This window comes from Mesorhizobium abyssinicae (assembly GCF_049887195.1).
Taxonomy (GTDB): Bacteria; Pseudomonadota; Alphaproteobacteria; order Rhizobiales; family Rhizobiaceae; genus Mesorhizobium; species Mesorhizobium abyssinicae.
This window is the reverse complement of record NZ_JARAKC010000014.1, coordinates 90,771-112,018: the sequence shown is the minus strand read 5'-3', so window position 1 is coordinate 112,018 and position 21,248 is coordinate 90,771. Positions and strand designations below refer to the sequence as shown.

11 protein-coding genes are annotated in these 21,248 nt (G+C 66.1%); 2 read left to right on the top strand and 9 right to left on the bottom strand.

Going from position 1 to position 21,248, the window contains the following annotated elements; genetic code table 11:
* Nucleotides 1–13: 13 nt before the first annotated feature.
* A complete protein-coding gene (locus PU724_RS24930) occupies nucleotides 14–700 on the bottom strand; it encodes a D-lyxose/D-mannose family sugar isomerase (protein WP_127287325.1) in 687 nt (228 codons plus the stop codon).
* A gap of 155 nt (nucleotides 701–855) precedes the next feature.
* Between PU724_RS24930 and PU724_RS24925 the strand changes: the two genes are divergently transcribed.
* Complete coding sequence (locus PU724_RS24925; protein WP_354424357.1) at nucleotides 856–1,914, top strand: D-TA family PLP-dependent enzyme; 1,059 nt, start codon at nucleotides 856–858, stop codon at nucleotides 1,912–1,914.
* On the opposite strand, the gene PU724_RS24920 is transcribed toward PU724_RS24925, so the two are convergent.
* The 8 genes from PU724_RS24920 to hutI all read right to left on the bottom strand — a co-directional run bounded on the left by PU724_RS24920 (nucleotide 1,915) and on the right by hutI (nucleotide 19,773).
* Nucleotides 1,915–2,667: a heme ABC transporter permease gene (locus PU724_RS24920; protein WP_127286087.1), complete on the bottom strand. Its 753-nt coding sequence runs from the start codon at nucleotides 2,665–2,667 to the stop codon at nucleotides 1,915–1,917. It lies immediately after the preceding gene.
* Nucleotides 2,668–2,904: 237 nt separating this feature from the next.
* Nucleotides 2,905–4,674 (bottom strand): glucan ABC transporter ATP-binding protein/ permease, encoded by a 1,770-nt coding sequence (locus PU724_RS24915; protein WP_128274934.1) that lies wholly within the window; start codon nucleotides 4,672–4,674, stop codon nucleotides 2,905–2,907.
* A gap of 354 nt (nucleotides 4,675–5,028) precedes the next feature.
* Nucleotides 5,029–13,623 (bottom strand): glycoside hydrolase family 94 protein, encoded by an 8,595-nt coding sequence (locus tag PU724_RS24910; protein ID WP_354424355.1) that lies wholly within the window; start codon nucleotides 13,621–13,623, stop codon nucleotides 5,029–5,031.
* 269 nt (nucleotides 13,624–13,892) lie between these two features.
* Nucleotides 13,893–14,480, bottom strand: coding sequence for a HutD/Ves family protein (locus PU724_RS24905; protein ID WP_292349582.1), 588 nt, complete (start codon nucleotides 14,478–14,480; stop codon nucleotides 13,893–13,895).
* A 2-nt stretch (nucleotides 14,481–14,482) separates the two neighbouring features.
* Nucleotides 14,483–16,153, bottom strand: coding sequence for a urocanate hydratase (hutU, locus tag PU724_RS24900; protein ID WP_127312089.1), 1,671 nt, complete (start codon nucleotides 16,151–16,153; stop codon nucleotides 14,483–14,485).
* Between the two features lie 28 nt (nucleotides 16,154–16,181).
* Nucleotides 16,182–17,000 carry an N-formylglutamate deformylase gene (hutG, locus tag PU724_RS24895; protein WP_127312090.1) on the bottom strand — a complete coding sequence of 273 codons (819 nt, stop codon included), beginning with the start codon at nucleotides 16,998–17,000 and terminating at the stop codon, nucleotides 16,182–16,184.
* The gene (gene hutH, locus PU724_RS24890) at nucleotides 17,000–18,541 is read right to left on the bottom strand and encodes a histidine ammonia-lyase (protein ID WP_127392336.1); all 1,542 of its coding nucleotides are present in this window, start codon (nucleotides 18,539–18,541) and stop codon (nucleotides 17,000–17,002) included. The genes hutG and hutH overlap by 1 nt, the downstream gene beginning before the upstream one ends.
* The gene (gene hutI, locus PU724_RS24885) at nucleotides 18,538–19,773 is read right to left on the bottom strand and encodes an imidazolonepropionase (RefSeq protein WP_354424352.1); all 1,236 of its coding nucleotides are present in this window, start codon (nucleotides 19,771–19,773) and stop codon (nucleotides 18,538–18,540) included. The genes hutH and hutI overlap by 4 nt, the downstream gene beginning before the upstream one ends.
* A 96-nt stretch (nucleotides 19,774–19,869) precedes the next feature.
* Between hutI and PU724_RS24880 the strand changes: the two genes are divergently transcribed.
* Nucleotides 19,870–21,225: a formimidoylglutamate deiminase gene (locus PU724_RS24880; RefSeq protein WP_354424350.1), complete on the top strand. Its 1,356-nt coding sequence runs from the start codon at nucleotides 19,870–19,872 to the stop codon at nucleotides 21,223–21,225.
* Nucleotides 21,226–21,248 lie beyond the last annotated feature (23 nt).

Below are 21,248 nucleotides of genomic sequence, written 5' to 3'. Positions count from 1 at the left end.
CTGGGCTGATTTCTTACCCCACCCACTTCTCGTAGTCCGACACCAGGAGGTGCAGCGGCACGACGTCCTCGTCGATGTTGGAGAAGCGGCCGATCGGCTCGCGGAAGACATTGTCCGTCAGATCGTCGTTGACGGTCGAGACCTCGCCGATCAGCACGTCCTTGCCCTCGGCCCAGAAGGCGTGCCAGACGCCGGGCAAAAGCGTGACGCTCTGGCCCGGATCGAGCTTCAACAGCCCGCCCGCCGGCAGTCTGTGGATGGTGCCGTCGACCGGCACCGACACTTCGGCCTTGGGATCGATGCCGCCGTCGCGGTCGTGCATGAACAGTTCCAGCACCAGCTTGCCGCCGCCGCGGTTGATGATGTCCTCGGCCTTGATGTTGTGGCGGTGCATCGGCGAGAGCTGGTCCTTGCGCGAGATCATGATCTTCTCGGCATAGAGCATGCCCATGCCAAGCTTCATGTCCTCGTAGCGGCCGTTGCGGACGGTAAACAGGAACAGACCGAGCTCGTCGAACTTCTCCTGGCCGTAGTCGGTGATGTCCCAGCCGAGGCGCGAGGTGAAGATCGCCGAAGAGTCTCCCTTATGCGCCTTCATCTCTTCCGGCGACCAATAGGCGAAGGGCGGCATGATATAACCGAAGGAGCGGATGAAGGCGTCGGCTTCGCGGATGATGTCGTTGATTTTGGAGCGCTTCATGGGTTCCCTTCCTTCCGGCCGCTGACTGCTGCAATCTGCCAATCCGAATAGCTCAATGCCGGTCGGCTGTCGACGCAAACCGACGGCTCTGGCCTCGTGACATCCGGCCGGATCGGGGCCATAACGCGACCGGTTTTTGTGGTGGTGACAATCTCATGCCAAGCATAGACGACCTCGATACGCCGGCGATCCTGATCGACGCCGCACGCGCCGAAGCCAACATCAGGAAGGCGCAGGCGCATGCCGATCGTCATGGCCTGAAGCTCAGGCCGCACATCAAGACCCACAAGCTCCCCTATTGGGCGAAGAAGCAGGTGGCGGCCGGGGCGGTCGGCATCACCTGCCAGAAGATCGGCGAGGCCGAGGTGATGGCCGATGCCGGCCTGACCGACATTTTTCTCCCCTACAACATTCTCGGGCGCACCAAGCTGGAGCGGCTGAAGGCGCTGCATGGCCGGGTGACGCTTTCGGTGACGGCGGACAGCAAGGAGACGCTGGAAGGTCTTGCCGCGACCTTTGCCGATGCCGGTCACCCGCTTCAGGTGCTGGTCGAGTGCGATACCGGCATGGGCCGCTGCGGCGTCCAGACGGCGGCCGAAGCCTTGGCGCTGGCGAAGGCGATCGACAGCGCCAAGGGACTGACCTTCGGCGGGCTGATGACCTATCCGGCTGCCGGCAAGCAGGCGGAGGCGGAGGCATGGCTGGCAGGGGCCAAGCAGGCCCTTGCCGCGGCGGGGTTCGAGTGCCAGCGCATCTCCAGCGGCGGCACGCCGGACATGTGGCGCTCGGGCGACGATAGCGTCGTCACCGAATACCGGCCTGGCACCTACATCTACCTGGACCGCTACCAGGTCGCCAAAGGCGTCGGCAGCCTCGACGATTGCGCGCTGACGGTGCTCGCCACCGTGGTCAGCCACCCGACGCCGACCCGCGCCATCCTCGATAGCGGCAGCAAGGCGCTGTCCAGCGACACGCTGGGGCTGGCCGATTTCGGCGAGTTGCTGGGATTGCCGGGCGCGAGGGTGACGGGCCTCAGCGAGGAACACGGCAACGTCACGCTTTCCGGCGATGCAAAGCTTCGCATCGGCGAGCGCGTTCGCGTGGTGCCGGACCATTGCTGCGTGGTGACGAACCTGTTCGACCAGGTGCATCTGATCGACGGCGACAAGGTGCTGGAAACGCTGCCGGTGGCGGCGCGGGGACGGATGGGTTGATCAGTTAGCCTGGCGCGCCGCGACCCTGCGCATCGCGATCACCCGGCGCCGGAAAATCTCCGTGCGCATCGCCATCAAATGCAGGGCGAAGAACAGCACGGTGAAGCCGAGCGCCATCACCAGCAGCGGCCTCAGCATGGAGGCGTCGATGGTCGAGCCGCCCATGCGGAACACCGAGGCCGGCTGGTGCAGCGTGTTCCACCAGTCGACCGAGAATTTGATGATCGGGATGTTGATGAAGCCGACCAGGGTGATGATGGCGGCGGCCCAGGCGGCGCGGCTGACGTCATCCAGCGCGCGGGTCAGCGCGATGATGCCGAGATACATCAAGAACAGCACGAAGACCGAGGTGAGCCTTGCGTCCCACACCCACCAGGTGCCCCACATCGGCTTGCCCCAGATCGAGCCGGTGACCAGCGCAAGCGCGGTGAAGGTGGCGCCGATGGGGGCCGCCGATTTCAGGGCTACGTCGGCCAGCGGATGGCGCCAGACCAGCGTGCCGAGCGCAGAAACCGCCATCAGCGAGTAGCACATCATGGCGAGCCAGGCGAAAGGCACGTGGATGTACATGATGCGCACCGTGATGCCCTGCTGGAAATCCTCTGGCGCGGTGAAGCTCATATAGAGCCCGGCGGCAAGAAGGAGCGCCGCGGCCGCAGCCAGCCAAGGCACCAGCCTGTCGGCCAGCCCGACGAAGCGCGTCGGGTTGGCGAGGTCGGCCCAGCCGCTCAGGCGTGAAGTGGTGTCGCTCATGCGGCTTTAAATAGACCGGCGGCGCGTGTTGGGCAATCGAGCGGTTGTCGCAGGCAGGGCAGGCTCTTCCTTCCCCCCTTGTGGGAGAAGGTGTGTCGGCGCGCAGCGCCGAGACGGATGAGGGGTGTTGGAAGAAATGAGGCGGTTCGCCGCAAGGCTATGCCAAGCTGGAGCACCCCTCATCCGGCCGCTTCGCGGCCACCTTCTCCCACGAGGGGAGAAGGGAAAGGCGCTTGGTTACGCCGCTTCCGTCACCGTGCGGCTGAGGCGGCGGACTTCCTCGTCGTTGAGCAGACCGCCGGCGCGCAGCAGGCTGGCGAAGCGGCCGTTGCGGAGCGACAACTCGGCGAAGCCGCCCTGCTCGACCACCCTGCCCTTGTCCATGAACACGACCAGGTCGGCGTCGCGAACGGTGGTGAGGCGGTGGGCGATGATGAAGGTGGTGCGGTTGCGGCGCAGCTCGTCGATCGCCTCCTTGACGCGGTCCTCGGTCTCGACGTCGAGCGCACTGGTCGCCTCGTCGAGCACCAGGATCGGCGCGTCCTTGAGCACGGCGCGGGCAATGGCGATGCGCTGGCGCTCGCCGCCCGAAAGCTGGCCGCCGCGCTCGCCGACGACGGTGTCGTAGCCGCTGCTCTTCGACAGGATGAAATCCTGGGCGGCGGCGGCATTGGCGGCGGCGTGCACCTCATCGTAGGTCGCTTCGGCGCGGCCGACGCGGATGTTGTCCTCGATCGAGCGGTTGAGCAGGCCGGCATCCTGGAACACGGTGGCGATCGAGTGGCGCAGCGACTTGCGGGTCACCGAGCGGGTGTCGATGCCGTCGATCAGGATACGGCCGCTGGACGGCGTGAAGACGCGCTGCAAGAGGTTGATGAGCGTCGTCTTGCCGGCGCCGGTCGGACCGACGATGGCGACCGTCTGGCCGGCCTGGACCTCGAAGGAGACGTCGTCGACGCCCTGGCCCGAATTGGCGAACTCGAAGCCGACATTCTCGAAGCGGACGTGGCCGGTGACGTTGGCCAGCTCGCGCAGGCCATCCGGCTCGGCGGTGTCAGCGGCAGAGTCCTCGAGACGGTAGAAGTCCTCGAGCTTGGCGCGCGCCTCGGAGATCTGGCTGGAGAAAGCCGACACCTGATCAAGGCGGGCGATCAGCATCCCTGCAAAGCCGATGAAGGCAACGACGTCGCCGACGCGGAGCTGACCACGGGTGACGAGGTAGGCGCCGATCGAGAGCACGATCATCATCGAGATGGTCGACGACAGCCGGTTCAGCGCACTGGCGATCGCCCACCAGTCGAGCACCGGCTTCTGGGCGTCCAGCAGATCCTTGACGTAGCGCTTCAGCGTCGCGGTCTCATGGCCGATGCGGTTGTAGCTCTGCAGCACGGCGACATTGCTGACGCTGTCGGTCACATGGGCAAACACGGTGTGGTAATGGCGCTCGACGGCGGTCTGCCCGGACTTGGTGCGGCGCATGACGATGCGGCCGATGGCGACATAGAGCACGCCAAGGCCAAGCAGCACGAGCGACATGCGAATGTCCATGGCAAGCGCGGTCGGCACCAAAAGCACCAGCGCGATGGCCGTCGAGAGATGCACGCGCATGAATTCGAGCCACAGGCTGAACAGGGTCTCGATGGCGCGCAACAGCGTTTGCAGGGAATTGGAGGTGCCGCGCTGGTGATGCCAGGCGAGCGGCATGGTGATGACGCGCTCGAAGGACTGGCACAGCACCTCCGAGCGGCGGGCATGGGCGAAGCGGTCGGCGCCGCGCGCCACCAGCACGACAGCGATGACGTTGAAGGCGCCGAGAGCAGCCCAGACGGCGAGCGTCGAAAACACCGGGCCGTTTTCAGAGATGGCACCGATCACCCGGCCCAACAGGATCGGTTCGAGGATCGCGATCGCGGCGAGGGCGACGTTGGCGGCGCAAATCAGCGCGACGCGCTTCTTGTCGGCAGCCAGATAACCCAGGGCTCTCCAGTAGATCTGCAGAAGTGACACTTCAGCTACTCCGCCAAACTTTGATTGTGCAGTGCACCATTTCTTGACACGTACCGGTTAACGGGTCGCAAAACAATGCCCGTCTAGCTCTTCCGTTCCCATTCTGCGAACAAAAGATGACGACGCTGCGAAATCTGCCGTGATCACCTAACGGTTTGAGATAAAAGGTGAAATGTCAGCCTTGCGGCGAAATCATGGCAGCAGCCGAGAGCTGCCACATTTTTAATCACCAAGAGCTTGCGTAGCGGAAGCTAATGCGCCCGCCCGCATGCCGGCAAAGCGCATGCGCAAATAACGGCGCAAAAACAACGCGCGCCCCGAAGGGCGCGCGCTTCTAGCATCAAGTCATTGATTTTACGCAGGTATCTTGACGACAACCTCACTCGCCTCGCCGGCCTTCGGCTCGAAAGACGAGGATTTTGTCTTGGTTCCATTGACTTCGAGCGAGATGGATTTGGTCTTTTTGTCGCGGATGACGCGAACCTTGACTTCCGCGCCCAGCATCTTGAGCGTCGCCGCATAGCCGTCCCAGTGGCCGGGCAGCTTCGGCCTGAATGTGATGTGCTTGCCGCGCCGCTCGATGCCGAGAATGCCCTCGACCGCCGCGCGGTACAGCCAGCCGGCGGAACCCGTGTACCAGGTCCAGCCGCCGCGACCGCCCTTGCCTTCGCCGGCATAGATGTCGGCCGCCACGACATAGGGCTCGACCCTGTAGTGCTCGGCCGCCGCCTCGTCCGAGGCGTGATTGACCGGGTTCAGCATCGAGAAGCAGCGGTAGGCGTCGTCGGTGCGGCCCATCTCGGCCAGCGCGATGACGAACCAGGTGGCCGCGTGGGTGTACTGGCCGCCATTCTCGCGCACGCCGGGCGGATAGCTCTTGATGTAGCCGGGGTCCTTCTCGGTCTTCGAGAAGGGCGGTGTGAACAGCTTGACGATCTTGAGCTCGTCGTCGACCAGCATCTTGGTCGCCTGGTACATGGCCGTGGTCGAACGCGCCGGGTCGCCCTCGCCTGAAAGCACGCTCCACGACTGGGCGATGGAGTCGATCTTGCATTCCTTTGAGTCATGCGAGCCGAGCGGCGTGCCGTCGTCGAAGCTGCCGCGCCGGTACCACTGCCCGTCCCAGGCTGTGGTCTCCAGCGCCCGTTTCAGCACGTCGGCATGCTTGTTCCAGGCCTGCGCCCGCTTGGCGTCACCTTGCGCCTTGGCCACCGGGGCAAAGTCGCCCAGCGTCTTCAGCAGGAACCAGCCCAGCCACACGCTCTCGCCCTTGCCGCCCTCGCCGACGCGGTTCATGCCGTCGTTCCAGTCGCCGCCGAGGATCAGCGGCAGGCCGGCGGGGCTGCTGCGCTTGATGGCGAGATCCAGCGCCCGCGCGCAGTGATCATAGAGCGAGGCGGTGGTCTTGGAGACCTCCGGCGTGAAGAAGGCATCGTGCTCGTCCTCGCCGAGCGGCTGCCCGTCGATGAAGGGAAGCTGCTCCTTGAGGATCGCCGCATCGCCGGTCACGTCGATGTAGCGCGCCGTGGCGTGGGCGAGCCAGACGACGTCGTCCGAGATCATGGTGCGCACGCCGGCGTCGGTGCGTGGCAACCACCAGTGCTGCACGTCGCCTTCGGGGAATTGCCGGCGCGCCGCGTTGAGGATCTGGTCGCGCGCCAGTTTCGGATCGTGCGCCAGCAAGGCCAGCGTGTCCTGCAACTGGTCGCGGAAGCCGAAGGCGCCGCTCGCCTGGTAGAAGGCGGAACGGGCGCGGATGCGACAGGCAAGACTCTGATAGGGCAGCCAGTGGTTGACCATGGCGTCGAGCGCCTTGTCGGGCGTCTCGACCTGGATGGTGTCGAGGAAGCCGCGCCAGACGCGTTCGTTGTCGGCCAGCCGCTGGTCGAAATCCTTGCCGCGATGGGCCTGAACCAGCGCGCTCGCCTCGGCGGGCGTGGCCGCGTCGCCGAGCAGCCAGATGAGCGTGACGTCGCCACCGGCGGGGATGTCGATGTCGCTGGCAATCGCCGCGCAGGGATCGTCGCCGGCCTCGACGCGGTCGGACAGGGCAGCGCCGGCAAGCACGGCCTGCGGATATTCGCTGCTGCCGTGCCGGCCGATGAACTCACCGCGGTCGGTTGTCACCGACTGGACGGCGCCGGCAGGGGCAAGGAACGCCACCCGCTCGCTGAAGTCGAGCCCATATGGGTTCTGCGCCAGGAGGGCGCCGGTCGCCGCATCCCTGGTCGGCACGATGGTCGCCGCCGTCCGCGAGCGATGGCCGCCCAGCACCCATTCGGCATAGGCATAGACGCGCAGTCTGGCCGGCACGGGCCCCGCATTCTGGATGCGCAGCCGGGTGATCTTGACCGGGTCTGCCGGGTCGACCACCTGGGTCAGGTCCATCGACAGCGGTCCGCGTTTCGAGCGGAACGTCGAGAAGCCCTGGCCATGCCATGTCTCGTAGGTCATCGCCGGATCGCGCACGATCGCCGCCATCGGCGAGAACGCCTTGCCGCTGGCCTGGTCGTAAATGTAGATGCCCTCGCCCGGCCGATTGGTGACCGGGTCGTTCGACCATGGCGTCAGCTGGTAGTCGCGGCTGTTGCGGCTCCAGGTGAAGCCGGCGCCCTCGGCCGAGACGTGGAAGCCGAACGAGGCGTTGGAGATGACATTGATCCACGGCTGCGGCGTCGTACGCCGGCCGGTGAGACGCGTCACATAGTGGCGGCCGTCGCCGTCGAAGCCGCCAAAACCGTTCCAGAGGCTCAAGCCGCTGCCATCGGCATTGGCGCTCGCCGGCCCTGGCGCCGCGAATGGCGGCGGCGCAATGGCCGGCAAGGTCGATGCAGCTCCGACGCCACCGGCCTGCTGCAGGGCGTCGCGCGCCTGCAGGGCCGCCGCCTCGGCGCGCTCGATCTGGTCGAAGATGGTGCCGTTACGCGTGTGTAGCACGACGCGGGCGACCGCCAGCAGGGTCTTGTAGGTGGCCTCGTCCATCAGGTCGCGGCGCACGGCGAAGATGTGCTGGCGCGGGCCGAGCTCCTTGCCGCGCAGGCGGCTGTTCTCGCACAGCGTCTCGACCGCCCGCTGCAGGTCCTGCACGTAGGACGATGCCTGCTCGTTGACGACGACGAAGTCGATCATCATGCCGCGCGCCCGCATGTATTCCTGGAAGCGCAGCGCCTGGGCGACGATCTCCAGGTCGGCGACGTCGCCGATGCGGACCAGGAAGATCGGGAAGTCGCCGGAGATGCTGGTCGGCCACAGGCTCGACTGCTTGCCGAGCCCGGAGGCGATGGAATCCGCCGGCAGGCGCAGGAACGGATCGGGATAGATCAGATAGCGCGCCAGCTTCTGCACATTGGCGGCATCGGTCAGACTGAGGCCGAGATGGCGGGTCTGCACCTGGCTGCGGGTCCAGGCCAGCATCGCCTGACGGGCGAAACTTTCCGGATGGTCGAGCCGGGCGACGGCTTCATCGAGTTCCGCCCGGCTGGCGCCGACGATGGTCCAGAAGGTCAGCGAGATCTTCTTGTTGGCGGGCACGCGCACCTGGCGGCGAAGCGAGGCGACCGGGTCCAGCGTAAAGCCGGAATGGCCGCCGAGCTTGGCGCCCGGATCGAAAGCGGCCGCGTCGACGATGGTGCGGCCGCGGCCGATGAAGGCGCGCCGGTCGGTCTCGGCCTCGGCATCGCGCGAAGGCCCCGAAGGATCGGTGACGAAATGCGCCATGGCGATGTCGGGGTCGTTCTTGTCGCGCTTGCGCCGGATGGCAAAGATCGCGCCATTGTTGGGCGCAATCTCGGTCTCGACGAACATCTTCGAGAAAGCCGGATGGGCGTTGTCGGAGGCTTCGTTGCCCAGCACCAGCTCGGCAAAGGAGGTCACTTCGATGTGCCGGTCCGTGGCGCCGTCATTGTAGAGGGTGACGCGGCGGCCCTCGCCGTTGCCTTCCGAGATGACGATGCATTCGACCTCGGAGCGCAGCGATCCGACCGATTTGACGAAGCTCGCCTTGTCGTCGGAGAACAGGGTCTGGACGCGCTCGTGGTCGGCGCGCCGCGGTTCCGATGTCGCCGACCACCAGTCGCCGGTGCCGGCATCGCGCAGGAAGATGTAGGAGCCCAGCCGGTCCTCGCTCGGATCCGGCTGCCAGCGGGTGACGGCAAGCTCGCCGAAGCGGCTGTAGCCGGAACCGGTGGCGGTGACCATGACCGAATAGCGGCCGTTGGACATGACATTGGTGGCGCGCAGTGCCTTGGCCGGGTCTAGGATGACGCGCGTGTCCGGGCTCTCGGTCTCGGTCTCGTCCTTGGCGCGCTCGTCGGCCTCGGTCCTGACGGTGGCGGCCGGAATGTCGCGTGGCGCCTTTTCCTGCAGCAGCAGCTCGGCCGACTCGATCACCGGATCGCTGTGGAAGCGATCGCGCAGGCGGCCCTCGAAGATGGCGTCTGCGACGGCGGCGATCGACATGCCGGAATGGTGCGCCATGTAGTTGAGCACCACGGCATGGTCGGTGCCCTCCGGCACGCGCTGCGGGGTGAAATCGACCGCGTCGTAGTAGCCGTGCCGGCCGAGCGCGCCGATCGCCTTCAGCCGGGCGAGATTGTGCACCGCCTCGCGCGGATTGAACTGCGCCGCCAGGATCGTCGCGTAGGGCGCGATCACCGTGTTCTGGCCAAGGCCGCGCTTGAGGCCGAGACCGGGCACGCCGAAATTGGTGTACTGGTAGGTGAGCTCGCGGTCGCGGGCGTTGTAGGCCGCTTCCGAAATGCCCCACGGCACGTTCTTGGAGCGGGCGTACTGGATCTGGCGCTTGATGATCAGCTTGCTGGTCTGATTGAGGATCGAGCCATGCGGCTCCTTCATCACCAGCGGCGGCATCAGGTACTCGAACATCGAGCCCGACCAGGACATCAGCGCACCCTGGAAGCCGATCTCGACGATCGGCCGGCCAAGCCGGAACCAGTGCTCGGTCGGGAGGTCGCCCTTGGCGATGGCGAACAGGCTGGTCAGCCGCGCCTCCGAGGCGAGCAGGTCGTAGCAGCTCTCGTCGAGCTGATGCTCCTCGACCCGGTAGCCGATCGACAGCAGCTTGCGCTCCTGCCGCATCAGGAAGGAGAAATCCATCTCGAAGGCGTAGCGACGGGTGCGCTCGCGCAACGCGAGCAGCTTGGCGCGCAAGGCCTCGACCGCGTTCTCGTCATTGTGCGAGTCGTGCACATGCGCCTCGCAGGTGGCTTCCAGCCTTGCCGCCCAGTCGGCGATGACGTCGCTCTTCGGCGACGCCGCCTCGGTGTGGATGGCGGCGGCGAGCTTGCGGATTTCGCCTGCCAGCACCGCCAGGTTGATGGTGCGGATCGACGCCATCTCGGGCTGTGCCTTGATGGTCATGACGGCGCGGCGCATGCCGTCGAGACGGTCGGCCAGCCGCTGGCGCAGCGGCCGCAGCTGCCGGCGGTCGTCGGGCAGTTCCTCGAGGCTCTCGTCGAGGATGGTCACCGTGTCGAGGATGCCCTCGAAATCGCCCTGCAGGTGGACGGAGGGCGCTTCCGCCCATTCGGCGCAAGCCGCCGCCACGGCCACCAGGTGGCCGGCGAGATTGCCGCTGTCGACCGCCGAGATGTAGAGCGGATAGAGCGGCTTCAGCGTGGTCGTATCGTACCAGTTGAAGAGATGGCCGCGGTCGCGCGGCATGCTCTCGATGGTCGTCATCGTCGCGTCGATGCGGGTGATCGCGTCGGACAGGCTGATCCAGCCGAAGTCGCGCGCCGAAACCACCGACAGCAGATAGACGCCGATATTGGTCGGCGAGGTGCGCGGCGCCACCACCGGCGCCGGGCTTTCCTGGAAATTGTCGGGCGGCAGATGGTGATGCTCGGCCGTCACGAAGGTCTCGAAATAGTGCCAGGTGCGGCGCGCGATGGTGCGCAGCGTATGGATGTCGGCGGCCGAGATGCGCAGCCGGTCCTCGGTCTCGGCCGAGCGGCTGATCCAGCAGGCGACCGCCGGCGAGCCGATCCAGAACAAGGCGAAGAAGAAGGCGACGAAGGCGCCGGTGGAATCGGCAAGCACCGGGATGGCAAGGCCGACGACACCGATGATCACCGCGCCATACATCATGCCGTAATAGGCGGCGAGGTCGCTGCCGCCGCTCTTGTGCGCCTGCGAAGCGGTGCGCCATTCGAGCAGGTTCTGCCGGCTGACGAACAGTCGGTAGAGCGTGCGCACGATGGCATCGCCCATCATCCAGGCGAGATGCGCCATCAAAAGCACCTTCAACGCCACCAGCGCCGTGCCGAAGATGGTGTCGCGCGCCAGCGCCGAGAAATGGCCGCGCGGCGTCTGGTCGCCGCTCTTGGGCAGGATGCCGTTGACGATGTCGAAGGTCGGCGCCATGAACAGGCTGAGGATCAAGAGCGCCTGCCATTGCGCGGCCTGGGTGAAGGGCAGCAGCGTCCAACCGGCGATCGCCGCCATCACCCAGAAGATCGGGGTGAGCGAGCGGCGCAGATTGTCGACCATCTTCCAGCGCGACAGCGCCGGCACGCCGGAGCGCGGGTCGAGGATGAAGCCGAGAAGCTGCCAGTCGCCCCGCGCCCAGCGATGGTGGCGCGACGCGTCGACCGAATAGCGGGTCGGATAGTCCTCGACCAATTCGACGTCGGTGACCAGGGCCGAGCGCGCCAGCGCGCCTTCGAGCAGATCGTGGCTGAGGACGGTGTTTTCCTCGATGCGGTCCTTCAGCGCCGCCTCGAAGGCATCGACATGGTAGAGGCCCTTGCCGGTGAAGGAGCCATCGCCGAAGACATCCTGGTAGACGTCGGAAACGGCGAACACATAGGGGTCGAGGCCACGGTTGGCGGAGAAGACGCGCTGGAAGAAGGAGGCGTCGTCGCCGCTGGTCAGCGATGCAGTGATGCGCGGCTGCAGAATGGTGTAGCCGGCGGTGACGACGCGCTTGGCGGCGTCGAAATGCGGGCGGTTGAGCGGATGGCAGAGCTTGCCGGCCAGACTGGCCACGGCATCGCGGGTGGTGCGCGTGTCGGCGTCCAGCGTCATCACATGGACGACGTTTTCCGGCAGCGGCACGTCGAGCGGCAAATAGGTGGTGTCGCTATCGCCGCGCAGCAGAAGGTTTAGCTCGTGCAGCTTGCCGCGCTTGCGCTCCCAGCCCATCCAGCAGCCTTGCGCGGCGTTGTAGAGCCGGCGCCGGTGCAGGACATAGAAGAGCGGCGCGCCTTCGGTGGGATAGCGGGCGTTGAGCCTGGCGATCTCGTCACGCGCATATTGCAGGATCTCGATGTCGGCGGCATCGATCTCGGTGTTCGAATCCGGCCAGTCCGAAAGCAGCGCGAAATGGATTTCGCCCGCCGAATTGGCGAGGTGATGCACCTCGATGTTGCGGATGTTTTCCTCGACATCGTCGCGCGAGCCGATCAGCGAGGGCACCACGACCAGCGTGCGCGCCTCGGCTGGCACGCCATGCTTGTAGTCATAGCCGACCAGCCGCGTCGGCTTCAGGAACAGCGACGCGACGGTGTTGAAGAATGCGAGCGCGCCTTCCGAGGCCGGCACGGCGAACAGGGCCAGCATCAGGACGATGGACGGCAGCGACAGGCCGAGATGGTCGAGGGCGTTGCCGGCGAGCGCCAGCAGCAGCACCGTCAGCGCGAAGACCGGCACGACGACGCCCAGCCAGCCAGTGCTGGTGAAGGCGCGCTTGGCCGTGACACTGATGGTCGGCCGGTAACCGATCGCTTGTTCCAGCTCCAGCCGACGAGGGCCGACAAGGAAGAAGCCGACATCGGTATGCACCATGCCTTCGGCGTCGGTCGCTTCGGCCTGGGGGACCTCGGCGCCGGAGGCGTCGGCGATGACGACATGGCCGGCAAGTTCGATCGCCTTTTCGGCAACGCGGAATTCGGAGAGTTCCGAGCGGCGCGCCAGCTCTTCGATGGCCGTGCGATACTGGTCGCGCGAGAAGAAGTCGAGCGCGGCGAAGTCGGTTTTCTCGCGCAGCAGCGTATCGATGCGGCTGACGCCCTCGAACCAGACCGTCCAGTCGACGTCGTTGATGAGGCGCAGGCCACGGATGATGTTGCCGGTGGTGACATTGCCGCTGGACAGCGTGTGATGCTCGGAGATGATGATCTCCTCGGCATCGGAGCCGCTCTTCTCCAGCTCGCTTTCCAGCCATTCCAGCGCCCGGCCGGCATTCTGCGAACCGTCGCGCAGACGGTAGAGCAACTGGGTGGCGAAGGTGGTGTCCTGCGCATGGGTGCCGTAGTGCGACAGGATCTTCTGCCGGTCGGCATTGTCGTCGGTCGCCAGCACACGATCGGCGACCTCGTTGGCGATCTGGCGCATCTGCCTGGTGCGGTTGACGCGCACGGCTATGCGGCGAAGATTCTCGATCAGCACGAAGCGCAGCAGCGACGGCAGCGCCCAGAGCTCGCCGATCTTCAGCGGCTCGACCGACTGGAAGCCCTCGACGATCGCCTTGAACATCGTCGCCGAGACCGAGCTGTCGGAATGCGCGACATAGGTCCAGGCCAGCGCCAGGGCGCGCGGCACACTGGTTCCGTCCGCCAGTTTCAGCGTCGGCAGCTGGCGGTAGAAGCGGCGCGGCAGGTCGCGCTTGACCTGAAAGATCGTCTCCTCGACCAGATAATTGTTGTCGAGCAGCCATTGCGCCGCCGGCGTGATGGTTTCGCCCTTGGCCTGCGCGGCATTGGTCGAGCGGTAGACCTCGAGGATTCGCTTGGCGCTGTCGCGGATGCGGCCCTGGAATTCGAACGGCGCCAGGCCGAACAGATCCTTGACGTCTCCCTTGGCGAGACCCGCGCCAAGCTCACGCAGCCGGTCTTCCGGCATGAAATTGGAGCGTATCGGCGCTTCGGTGATGACCGGAAAGCTGGCGCTCGTGAGTTCGATTTTGGCGGGATTCGTCTGTATGTTCATTTATAATTCCGTATGGCGGGCACGGTGCGGCGTCCCCGCCACGGCAATGGCCCTAAAACCTGCTCAAATGCAATTGGTTGCATGTCAACTTAGGCCGAAAGTTCGTTTTCCGCACCACCCAGGGCGTCATCTCTCAGCAACGCGGTGGACGAGCGCCCCACGCTCCCCGTCCCATATCTGATCGAGGCAAGGAATCCGGCTTTTTCGTGATGCGGGCAAGAGCTTACGCCAATTTTCGCCGGCGTCGCGATCATGTTTGGCAACAGGCGTTAATGGTTGCTGCCAGCCCGATCGATGCGGATCACGAACAGGATCGTGCTGGCGGCCGGCTCCAGGCGCTGTCTCGGGGTACCCCGATCCAGCACCAGCGCATCGAGCGGGCCGAGGCGCTCGGGCGTAGTGCCGGCGAGCACGATCTCGCCATCGAGGGGCAGCACAAGGGTCGTGTCCGCCCTGGCCTCGATTTCCAGAGGCGTCGCGGGCGTCAGGCGCTCGACGGTGTGCGTCATGCGGCCGCGCCGGGTCATGACATTGAGGTCGGTGATCGGGCCGGAGATCAGCGCGGCTGCGGTCGGCACATCGGCTGCAAAGGAAAACGGGGCGGAGGGCCCGGTCAGTTCAGCCGGTGGCTCGCCGGCAATATCGAGCACGATCCCCTGCCCTTCCAGCACGCAAAGCGTGCGGTCGATGCCGGCAAAGCTCGAGAACGGCCCGCCCGTCTCGACGCGCGCCATGGAGACGCGCCAGTCGAAATCGTCAAGGCCGGCGCCGTCGGGCGAAACAGTGATTTCGGTCGTTGTGCCGCCGCCGTTCTTCCACGGCATGACGCGGTAGCCGGCGGCACGAAGGATGCGCATGCTCAGCCCAGTATGCCCGGCAGGTTGAGCTGGTGCTCTTTGGCGCACTCGATGGCGATGTCGTAGCCGGCATCGGCATGGCGCATGACGCCGGTCGCCGGATCGTTCCACAAAACCCGCTCCAGGCGCTTGGCGGCGGCCGGCGTGCCGTCGGCGACGATGACCATGCCGGAATGCTGCGAAAAGCCCATGCCGACGCCGCCGCCATGGTGCAGCGACACCCAGGTGGCGCCCGAGGCGGTGTTGAGCAGCGCGTTGAGCAGCGGCCAGTCGGAAACGGCGTCGGAGCCGTCCTTCATCGCCTCGGTCTCGCGGTTGGGCGACGCGACCGAGCCGGAATCGAGGTGATCGCGGCCGATGACGACCGGCGCCTTGAGCTCGCCCTTGGCCACCATCTCGTTGAAGGCGAGACCCAGTCGATGGCGATCGCCAAGGCCGACCCAGCAGATGCGCGCCGGCAGGCCCTGGAAGGCAATGCGCTCGCGCGCCATGTCCAGCCAGTTGTGCAGATGGGTGTTGCCGGGGGTCAGTTCGCGCACCTTGGCGTCGGTCTTGTAGATATCCTCCGGATCGCCCGACAGCGCCGCCCAGCGGAACGGGCCGATGCCGCGGCAGAACAGCGGGCGGATATAGGCCGGCACGAAGCCGGGGAAGGCAAAGGCGTTCTCGAAGCCCTCTTCCTTGGCAACCTGGCGGATGTTGTTGCCGTAGTCCAGCGTCGGCACGCCGGCGTTCCAGAACGCGACCATCGCCTCGACATGCTCGCGCATCGACGCGCGCGCCGCCTTCTCGACCGCCTTCGGATCCGAGACGCGCTTCTCGCGCCACTCGGCCATTGTCCAGCCCTTCGGCAGATAACCGTTCACCGGATCGTGCGCCGAGGTCTGGTCTGTGACCATGTCGGGGCGGATGCCGCGCCTGTACATTTCCGGCACGATCTCCGCCGCATTGCCGAGCAGGCCGACCGACTTCGCCTCGCCGGCCTTCGTCCAGCGCTCGATCTTCTCCAGCGCCTCGTCCAGCGTCTCGGCCTTCTCGTCGACATAGCGGGTGCGCAAACGGAAATCGATCGAGTCCGGGTTGCATTCGATGGCGAGGCAGCAGGCGCCGGCCATGACGGCGGCCAGCGGCTGGGCGCCGCCCATGCCGCCGAGGCCGGCTGTCAGGATCCACTTGCCCTTGAGGTTGCCGCCATAGTGCTGGCGGCCGGCCTCAACGAAGGTCTCGTAGGTGCCCTGGACGATGCCTTGCGTGCCGATATAGATCCAGGAGCCGGCCGTCATCTGGCCGTACATCATCAGGCCCTTCTTATCGAGCTCGTTGAACTTCTCCCAGTTCGCCCAGTGCGGCACGATGTTGGAGTTGGCGATCAGCACGCGCGGCGCATCGGCATGCGTGCGGAACACGCCGACCGGCTTGCCGGACTGCACCAGCAGCGTCTCGTCGTCGCCGAGCGTCTTCAGCGAGGCGGCGATGCGGTCGAAATCGTTCCAGGTGCGCGCGGCACGGCCGATGCCGCCATAGACGACCAGCTCGTTGGGGTTTTCAGCGACGTCGGGATCGAGATTGTTCATCAGCATGCGCAGCGGCGCCTCGGTCAGCCAGCTGCGGGCATTGAGCTCGGCGCCGCGCGGGCTGCGGATTTCGCGGATATTGTGACGAGGATTGGTCATCATTGTCCCTTTCGAGTAAGGCGGCGCGTCAGCGCCCGGCCCAGTCAATGGCGGTTTCGAGAATGGTCTTCAGCGTGCCGCGGATCGGCGCCGCGTATTCGGGGTCGTAGGGCACCGGCCAGTTGTCCGGCGCGCCTCTGCCTTCGGGCTCATGCATGTAGCCGCGGTTGGAAAGCTCCATCTGCAGCGCATGGACGCCGTTTTGCGGGTGGCCGAAATTGCGCGTGATCCAGCCGCCCTTGAAGCGGCCGTTGACTACCCAGGTCTGACCGGTACCAGCCATGATCTCGGCAACCTTGGCCTGCAGCGCGGGATCGGTGCTTTTGCCGTCATTGGTGCCGAGGTTGAACACCGGCAGCGTGCCCCCGAACAGGCGCGGCAGCACCGAGCGGATCGAGTGGCAGTCGTAGAGGACGATTCTTCCGTGCATGCCGTGCAGCCGGTCGATCTCGGCCTGCAGGGCGGCATGGTAAGGCTTGAAGTAGGTCTCGCGGCGCTCGTCGATTTCCGAAGGCGTCGGCTCCTCGCCCATATGGTAGAGGGGATCGCCGTCGAAGGTCTCGGTCGGGCAAAGGCCAGTCGTCGCCTGGCCGGGATAGAGCGAGACGCCGGACGGGTCGCGATTGACGTCGATGACTGTGCGTGAGATCGCGGTGTGCACCACCGTCGCGCCGAGGTCGGCCGCAAAATCGTAGAGCTTGTCGATCCACCAGTCGCAGTCGCGGCGGCCGAGCCAGGGCGAGACCAGCCGGCTGTCGAGACCGGCAAGGTCGATGCCGGTGTGCGGGATCGAGACCAGCAAGGGTGCGGTGCCTCGGGTTACGCTGAGCCAGGAGGGCGTGGCCATCACGCCGCTCCCGCGATCGCCGGCAACGCCACGGCGCTCGCCGCACTCACCGCGGCGCCGCTGCGCACCATGGCGATGGCCTTTTCCATGTCGGGATGGAAATGGCGGTCATTGTCGAGATGCGGCACTTCGGCCCGGACCAGCTTGCGCACCGCTTCAAGCGCTTCGCTAGACGCCAGCGGCGCATGGAAATCGCAGCCTTGAGCGGCCGCCAGGAGTTCGATGCCGATGACCGCGGTCGCATTCTCGATCATGCCGAGCAGCCGGCGGGCGCCGTGCGCGGCCATCGAGACGTGGTCTTCCTGGTTGGCCGAGGTCGGGATCGAATCGACGCTTGCCGGATAGGCCTTCTGCTTGTTTTCGGAAACCAGCGCCGCCGCCGTCACCTGCGGGATCATGAAGCCGGAATTCAGTCCGGGCTTGGGCGTCAGGAAGGCCGGCATGCCGGACAGCGCCGGATCGACCAGCATGGCGATGCGGCGCTCCGACAGCGAGCCGATCTCGCAGACGGCAAGCGCGATCATGTCGGCGGCAAAGGCCACCGGCTCGGCGTGGAAATTGCCGCCGGAGAGCGCGGTGTCGTCCTCGGCGAAGATCAGCGGGTTGTCGGTGACACCATTGGCCTCGGTCTCAAGCGTGTCGGCCGCCTTGCGCAGCACATCGAGCGCGGCGCCCATCACCTGCGGCTGGCAGCGCAGGCAATACGGGTCCTGCACGCGCTCGTCGCCGACGCGGTGCGATTCACGGATGGCGCTGCCCGCCATCAAATCGCGCAGCGCGCCCGCCGTCTCGATCTGGCCGCGATGCTTCCTGAGCAGATGGATGCGCGGGTCGAAGGGCGCGTCCGAGCCCTTGGCGGCGTCCGTCGACAGCGCGCCGGCGACCAGCGCCGACTGATAGAGCGTCTCGGCCTCGAACAGGCCGGCGAGCGCGAAAGCCGTCGAGAACTGCGTGCCGTTGAGCAGCGCCAGGCCTTCCTTGGCGCCCAACGTCACCGGTTCCAGTCCGTGCGAAACGAAGGCGACCTTGGCCGGGAAGCGACCATGCGGGGTGAAGCATTCGCCGACGCCGATCATGACCGCCGTCATGTGCGACAGCGGCGCGAGATCGCCGGAGGCTCCGACCGAACCTTGCGCCGGCACCACCGGAATGACGTCGTTGGCAAGCATCGCTTCCAGCAGCGCGATGGTCTGCGGCCGCACGCCGGAGGCGCCCTGCGCGAGGCTTGCGAGCTTCAGCGCCATCATCAGCCTGGTGACGGCAACCGGCATCGGCTCGCCGACGCCGGCGGCATGCGACAGCACGATGTTGCGCTGCAGCGTTTCGAGATCGGCGGCGGGGATGCGCACGCTGGCCAGCTTGCCGAAGCCGGTGTTGATGCCATAGACCGGCTCGCCCTTGGCGACGATCCGCTCAACCGCCTCGGCGCTGGCCTTGATCCTGGGCTTGCAGGCGGCGTCCAGCTTCGGCACCGCGCCGCGATAGATGGCGCGCCAGTCGGCCAGCGTTGCGTTGCCGGGCTTCAGAACGAGTTCGGTCATTGTCCTCTCCAGATGCGGGCATGCAGCGGGTTGAAGCCCATGCGGTAAACGAGTTCGGCCGGGCGCTCGATGTTCCAGATGGCGAGGTCGGCGGACTTTCCCGCCTCGAGCGTGCCGGTCTTTTCCTGCAGGCCAAGCGCGCGCGCCGCCTCGCGGGTGACGCCGGACAGGCATTCCTCGACAGTCAGGCCGAACAGCGTCGCGGCCATGTTCATGGTGAGCAGCAGAGAGGTAAGCGGCGAGGTACCTGGATTGCTGTCCGTGGCGACCGCCATCTTCACGCCATGCCGGCGGAACAGCTCGACCGGCGGCTTCTTGGTCTCGCGGATGAAGTAATAGGCGCCGGGCAGGATCGTCGCCACGGTTCCGGCGCCGGCCATCGCCGCCGCGCCCTCGTCGTCTGTGTATTCGAGGTGGTCGGCCGACAGCGCGCCATAGCGCGCGGCAAGCGCCGCGCCATGCAGGTTTGACAACTGGTCGGCATGGAGTTTTACCGGCAGGCCAAGCGCTCTGGCCTTGTCGAAGACGCGCGCCATCTGCTCCGGCGAGAAGGCGATCCCCTCGCAGAAACCGTCGATCGCATCGGCAAGATTTTCCGCCGCGACCGCCGGCAGTATGTCCGTGGCGACGAGATCGATGAAGGCGTCCTTGTCGCCCCTGGCCTCCGGCGGCAGCGCATGGGCGGCCAGGCATGTGGTCCGGACCGTCACCCTGCGCTGATCGCCCAGGCGGCGCGCGGCGCGCAGCGACTTCTTCTCATTGTCGACATTGAGGCCATAGCCCGACTTCACCTCGATCGTGGTCACGCCTTCAGCCAGCAGCGCATCGAGGCGCGGCAGCGTCTGGGCGACCAGTTCGTCCTCGCTCGCCGCGCGAAGAGATTTCACCGAGGAGACAATGCCGCCGCCGGCCCTGGCGACCTCTTCATAGGTGGCGCCGGCCAGCCGCATCTCGAACTCGTTGGCGCGGTTGCCGGCGTACACGAGATGGGTGTGGCAATCGATCAGCCCGGGCGTGATCCAGCGACCCTCGCAGTCGGTGATGTCAGCGCCCTGGACGAGCGCCGCAGGCATGGCGGCTTCGGATCCGGCATAGGCGATCAGGCCGTCGCGCGCGACGATCGCGCCGTTCTCGACGATGCCCAATCCCGCCGCGCCCTCGGCCATGGTCGCCAGGCGCGCATTGCGCCAAAGGTGAAGGCCCCCTGCCCGGCTTTTGATTTCTGCCGCCATCATCTTTTCCGTTTGATTAGATGGCAATTATGTATATACATATTGAGACGCACTGCAAGTCCTATTGTCATCGGAAAGCGGGATTCGGAGAAAATCGTGACGGCGATCTTCGCGGAACAGGCACTTCTGCCGGACGGCTGGAACAACAATGTCAGGATCAGGCTGGCGGGCGGCCGCGTCGCGGCGGTCGAACCGGGCGCCTCATTGCTGCCCGGCGACGAGCGCCATGCCGTCCTTGTCCCCGGCATGCCCAATCTGCACAGCCACGCCTTCCAGCGTGGCATGGCGGGGCTCGCCGAACTGCGCGGCCCCTCGGCCGACAGTTTCTGGAGCTGGCGCGAGGTGATGTACCGGTTCGCGCTGTCGATGACGCCGGACCAGGTCGAGGCGGTGGCGGCGCAGCTCTATATAGAGATGCTGGAGGCCGGCTTTTCGCGAGTCGGCGAGTTTCACTATCTCCACCACGATCGCGACGGAAAACCCTATGGCAACATCGCCGAGATGGCGGAGCGGATTGCCGCAGCGGCCGGCGCAACCGGCATCGCGCTGACGCTGTTGCCCGTATTCTATGCTCATTCCTCTTTCGGCGGCGCGGCGCCCAATGAGGGCCAGCGGCGATTCATCAACGATGTCGAGCGGTTCGGACGCTTGCTTGAGAAAAGCCGCGAGAGCGTTCGCTCGCTCGATCAGGCCGTTGTCGGCGTCGCCCCACACAGCCTGCGCGCCGCGACGCTGGACGAACTCAATGCGGTGACCGCAATGGCGCCGGACGGCCCGATCCACATTCATATCGCAGAGCAAACAAAGGAAGTGGAAGACTGCATCGCCTGGTCGGGTGCGCGGCCGGTCGAATTCCTGCTTGGCCATGCCGAGGTGGACCGGCGCTGGTGCCTGATTCACGCCACGCACATGACCGAGACAGAGACGGTTTGCATGGGCGAGAGCGGCGCCATCGCCGGCCTCTGTCCGATCACCGAGGCCAATCTCGGCGACGGCACCTTCGCCGCGCCGCTGTTCGTCGAACATGGCGGACGCTTCGGCGTCGGCTCAGACTCCAACGTGCTCATCGGCCTGCCGGACGAGCTCAGGCAACTTGAATATTCGCAGCGCCTGGCGCACCGCGCCCGCAACGTGCTGGCAGTGGCGGGCGGCTCGACCGGCCGCGCCTTGTTCGATGCCGCGCTCGATGGCGGCAGCACCGCGCTTGGCGCCGGCCCGGCGCGGATCGCTGCCGGTGTCTCGGCCGATTTTGTCTCGCTCGACCAAAACCATCCTTCGCTCGCCGGCAAGAGGGGCGACGCCATCCTCGATGCCTGGATCTTCGCCAACGGCACCAGCGTCGATTGCGTCTGGGTGCACGGCAAGAAGCAAGTCAGCGGCGGCAGGCATATCGGGCGCGAGGCGATCGCCGAGCGGTTCCGTGCCGTCATGACCGCGCTGTCGGCAGCCTAGCTCGTTCAACAGGCGAACCGCGA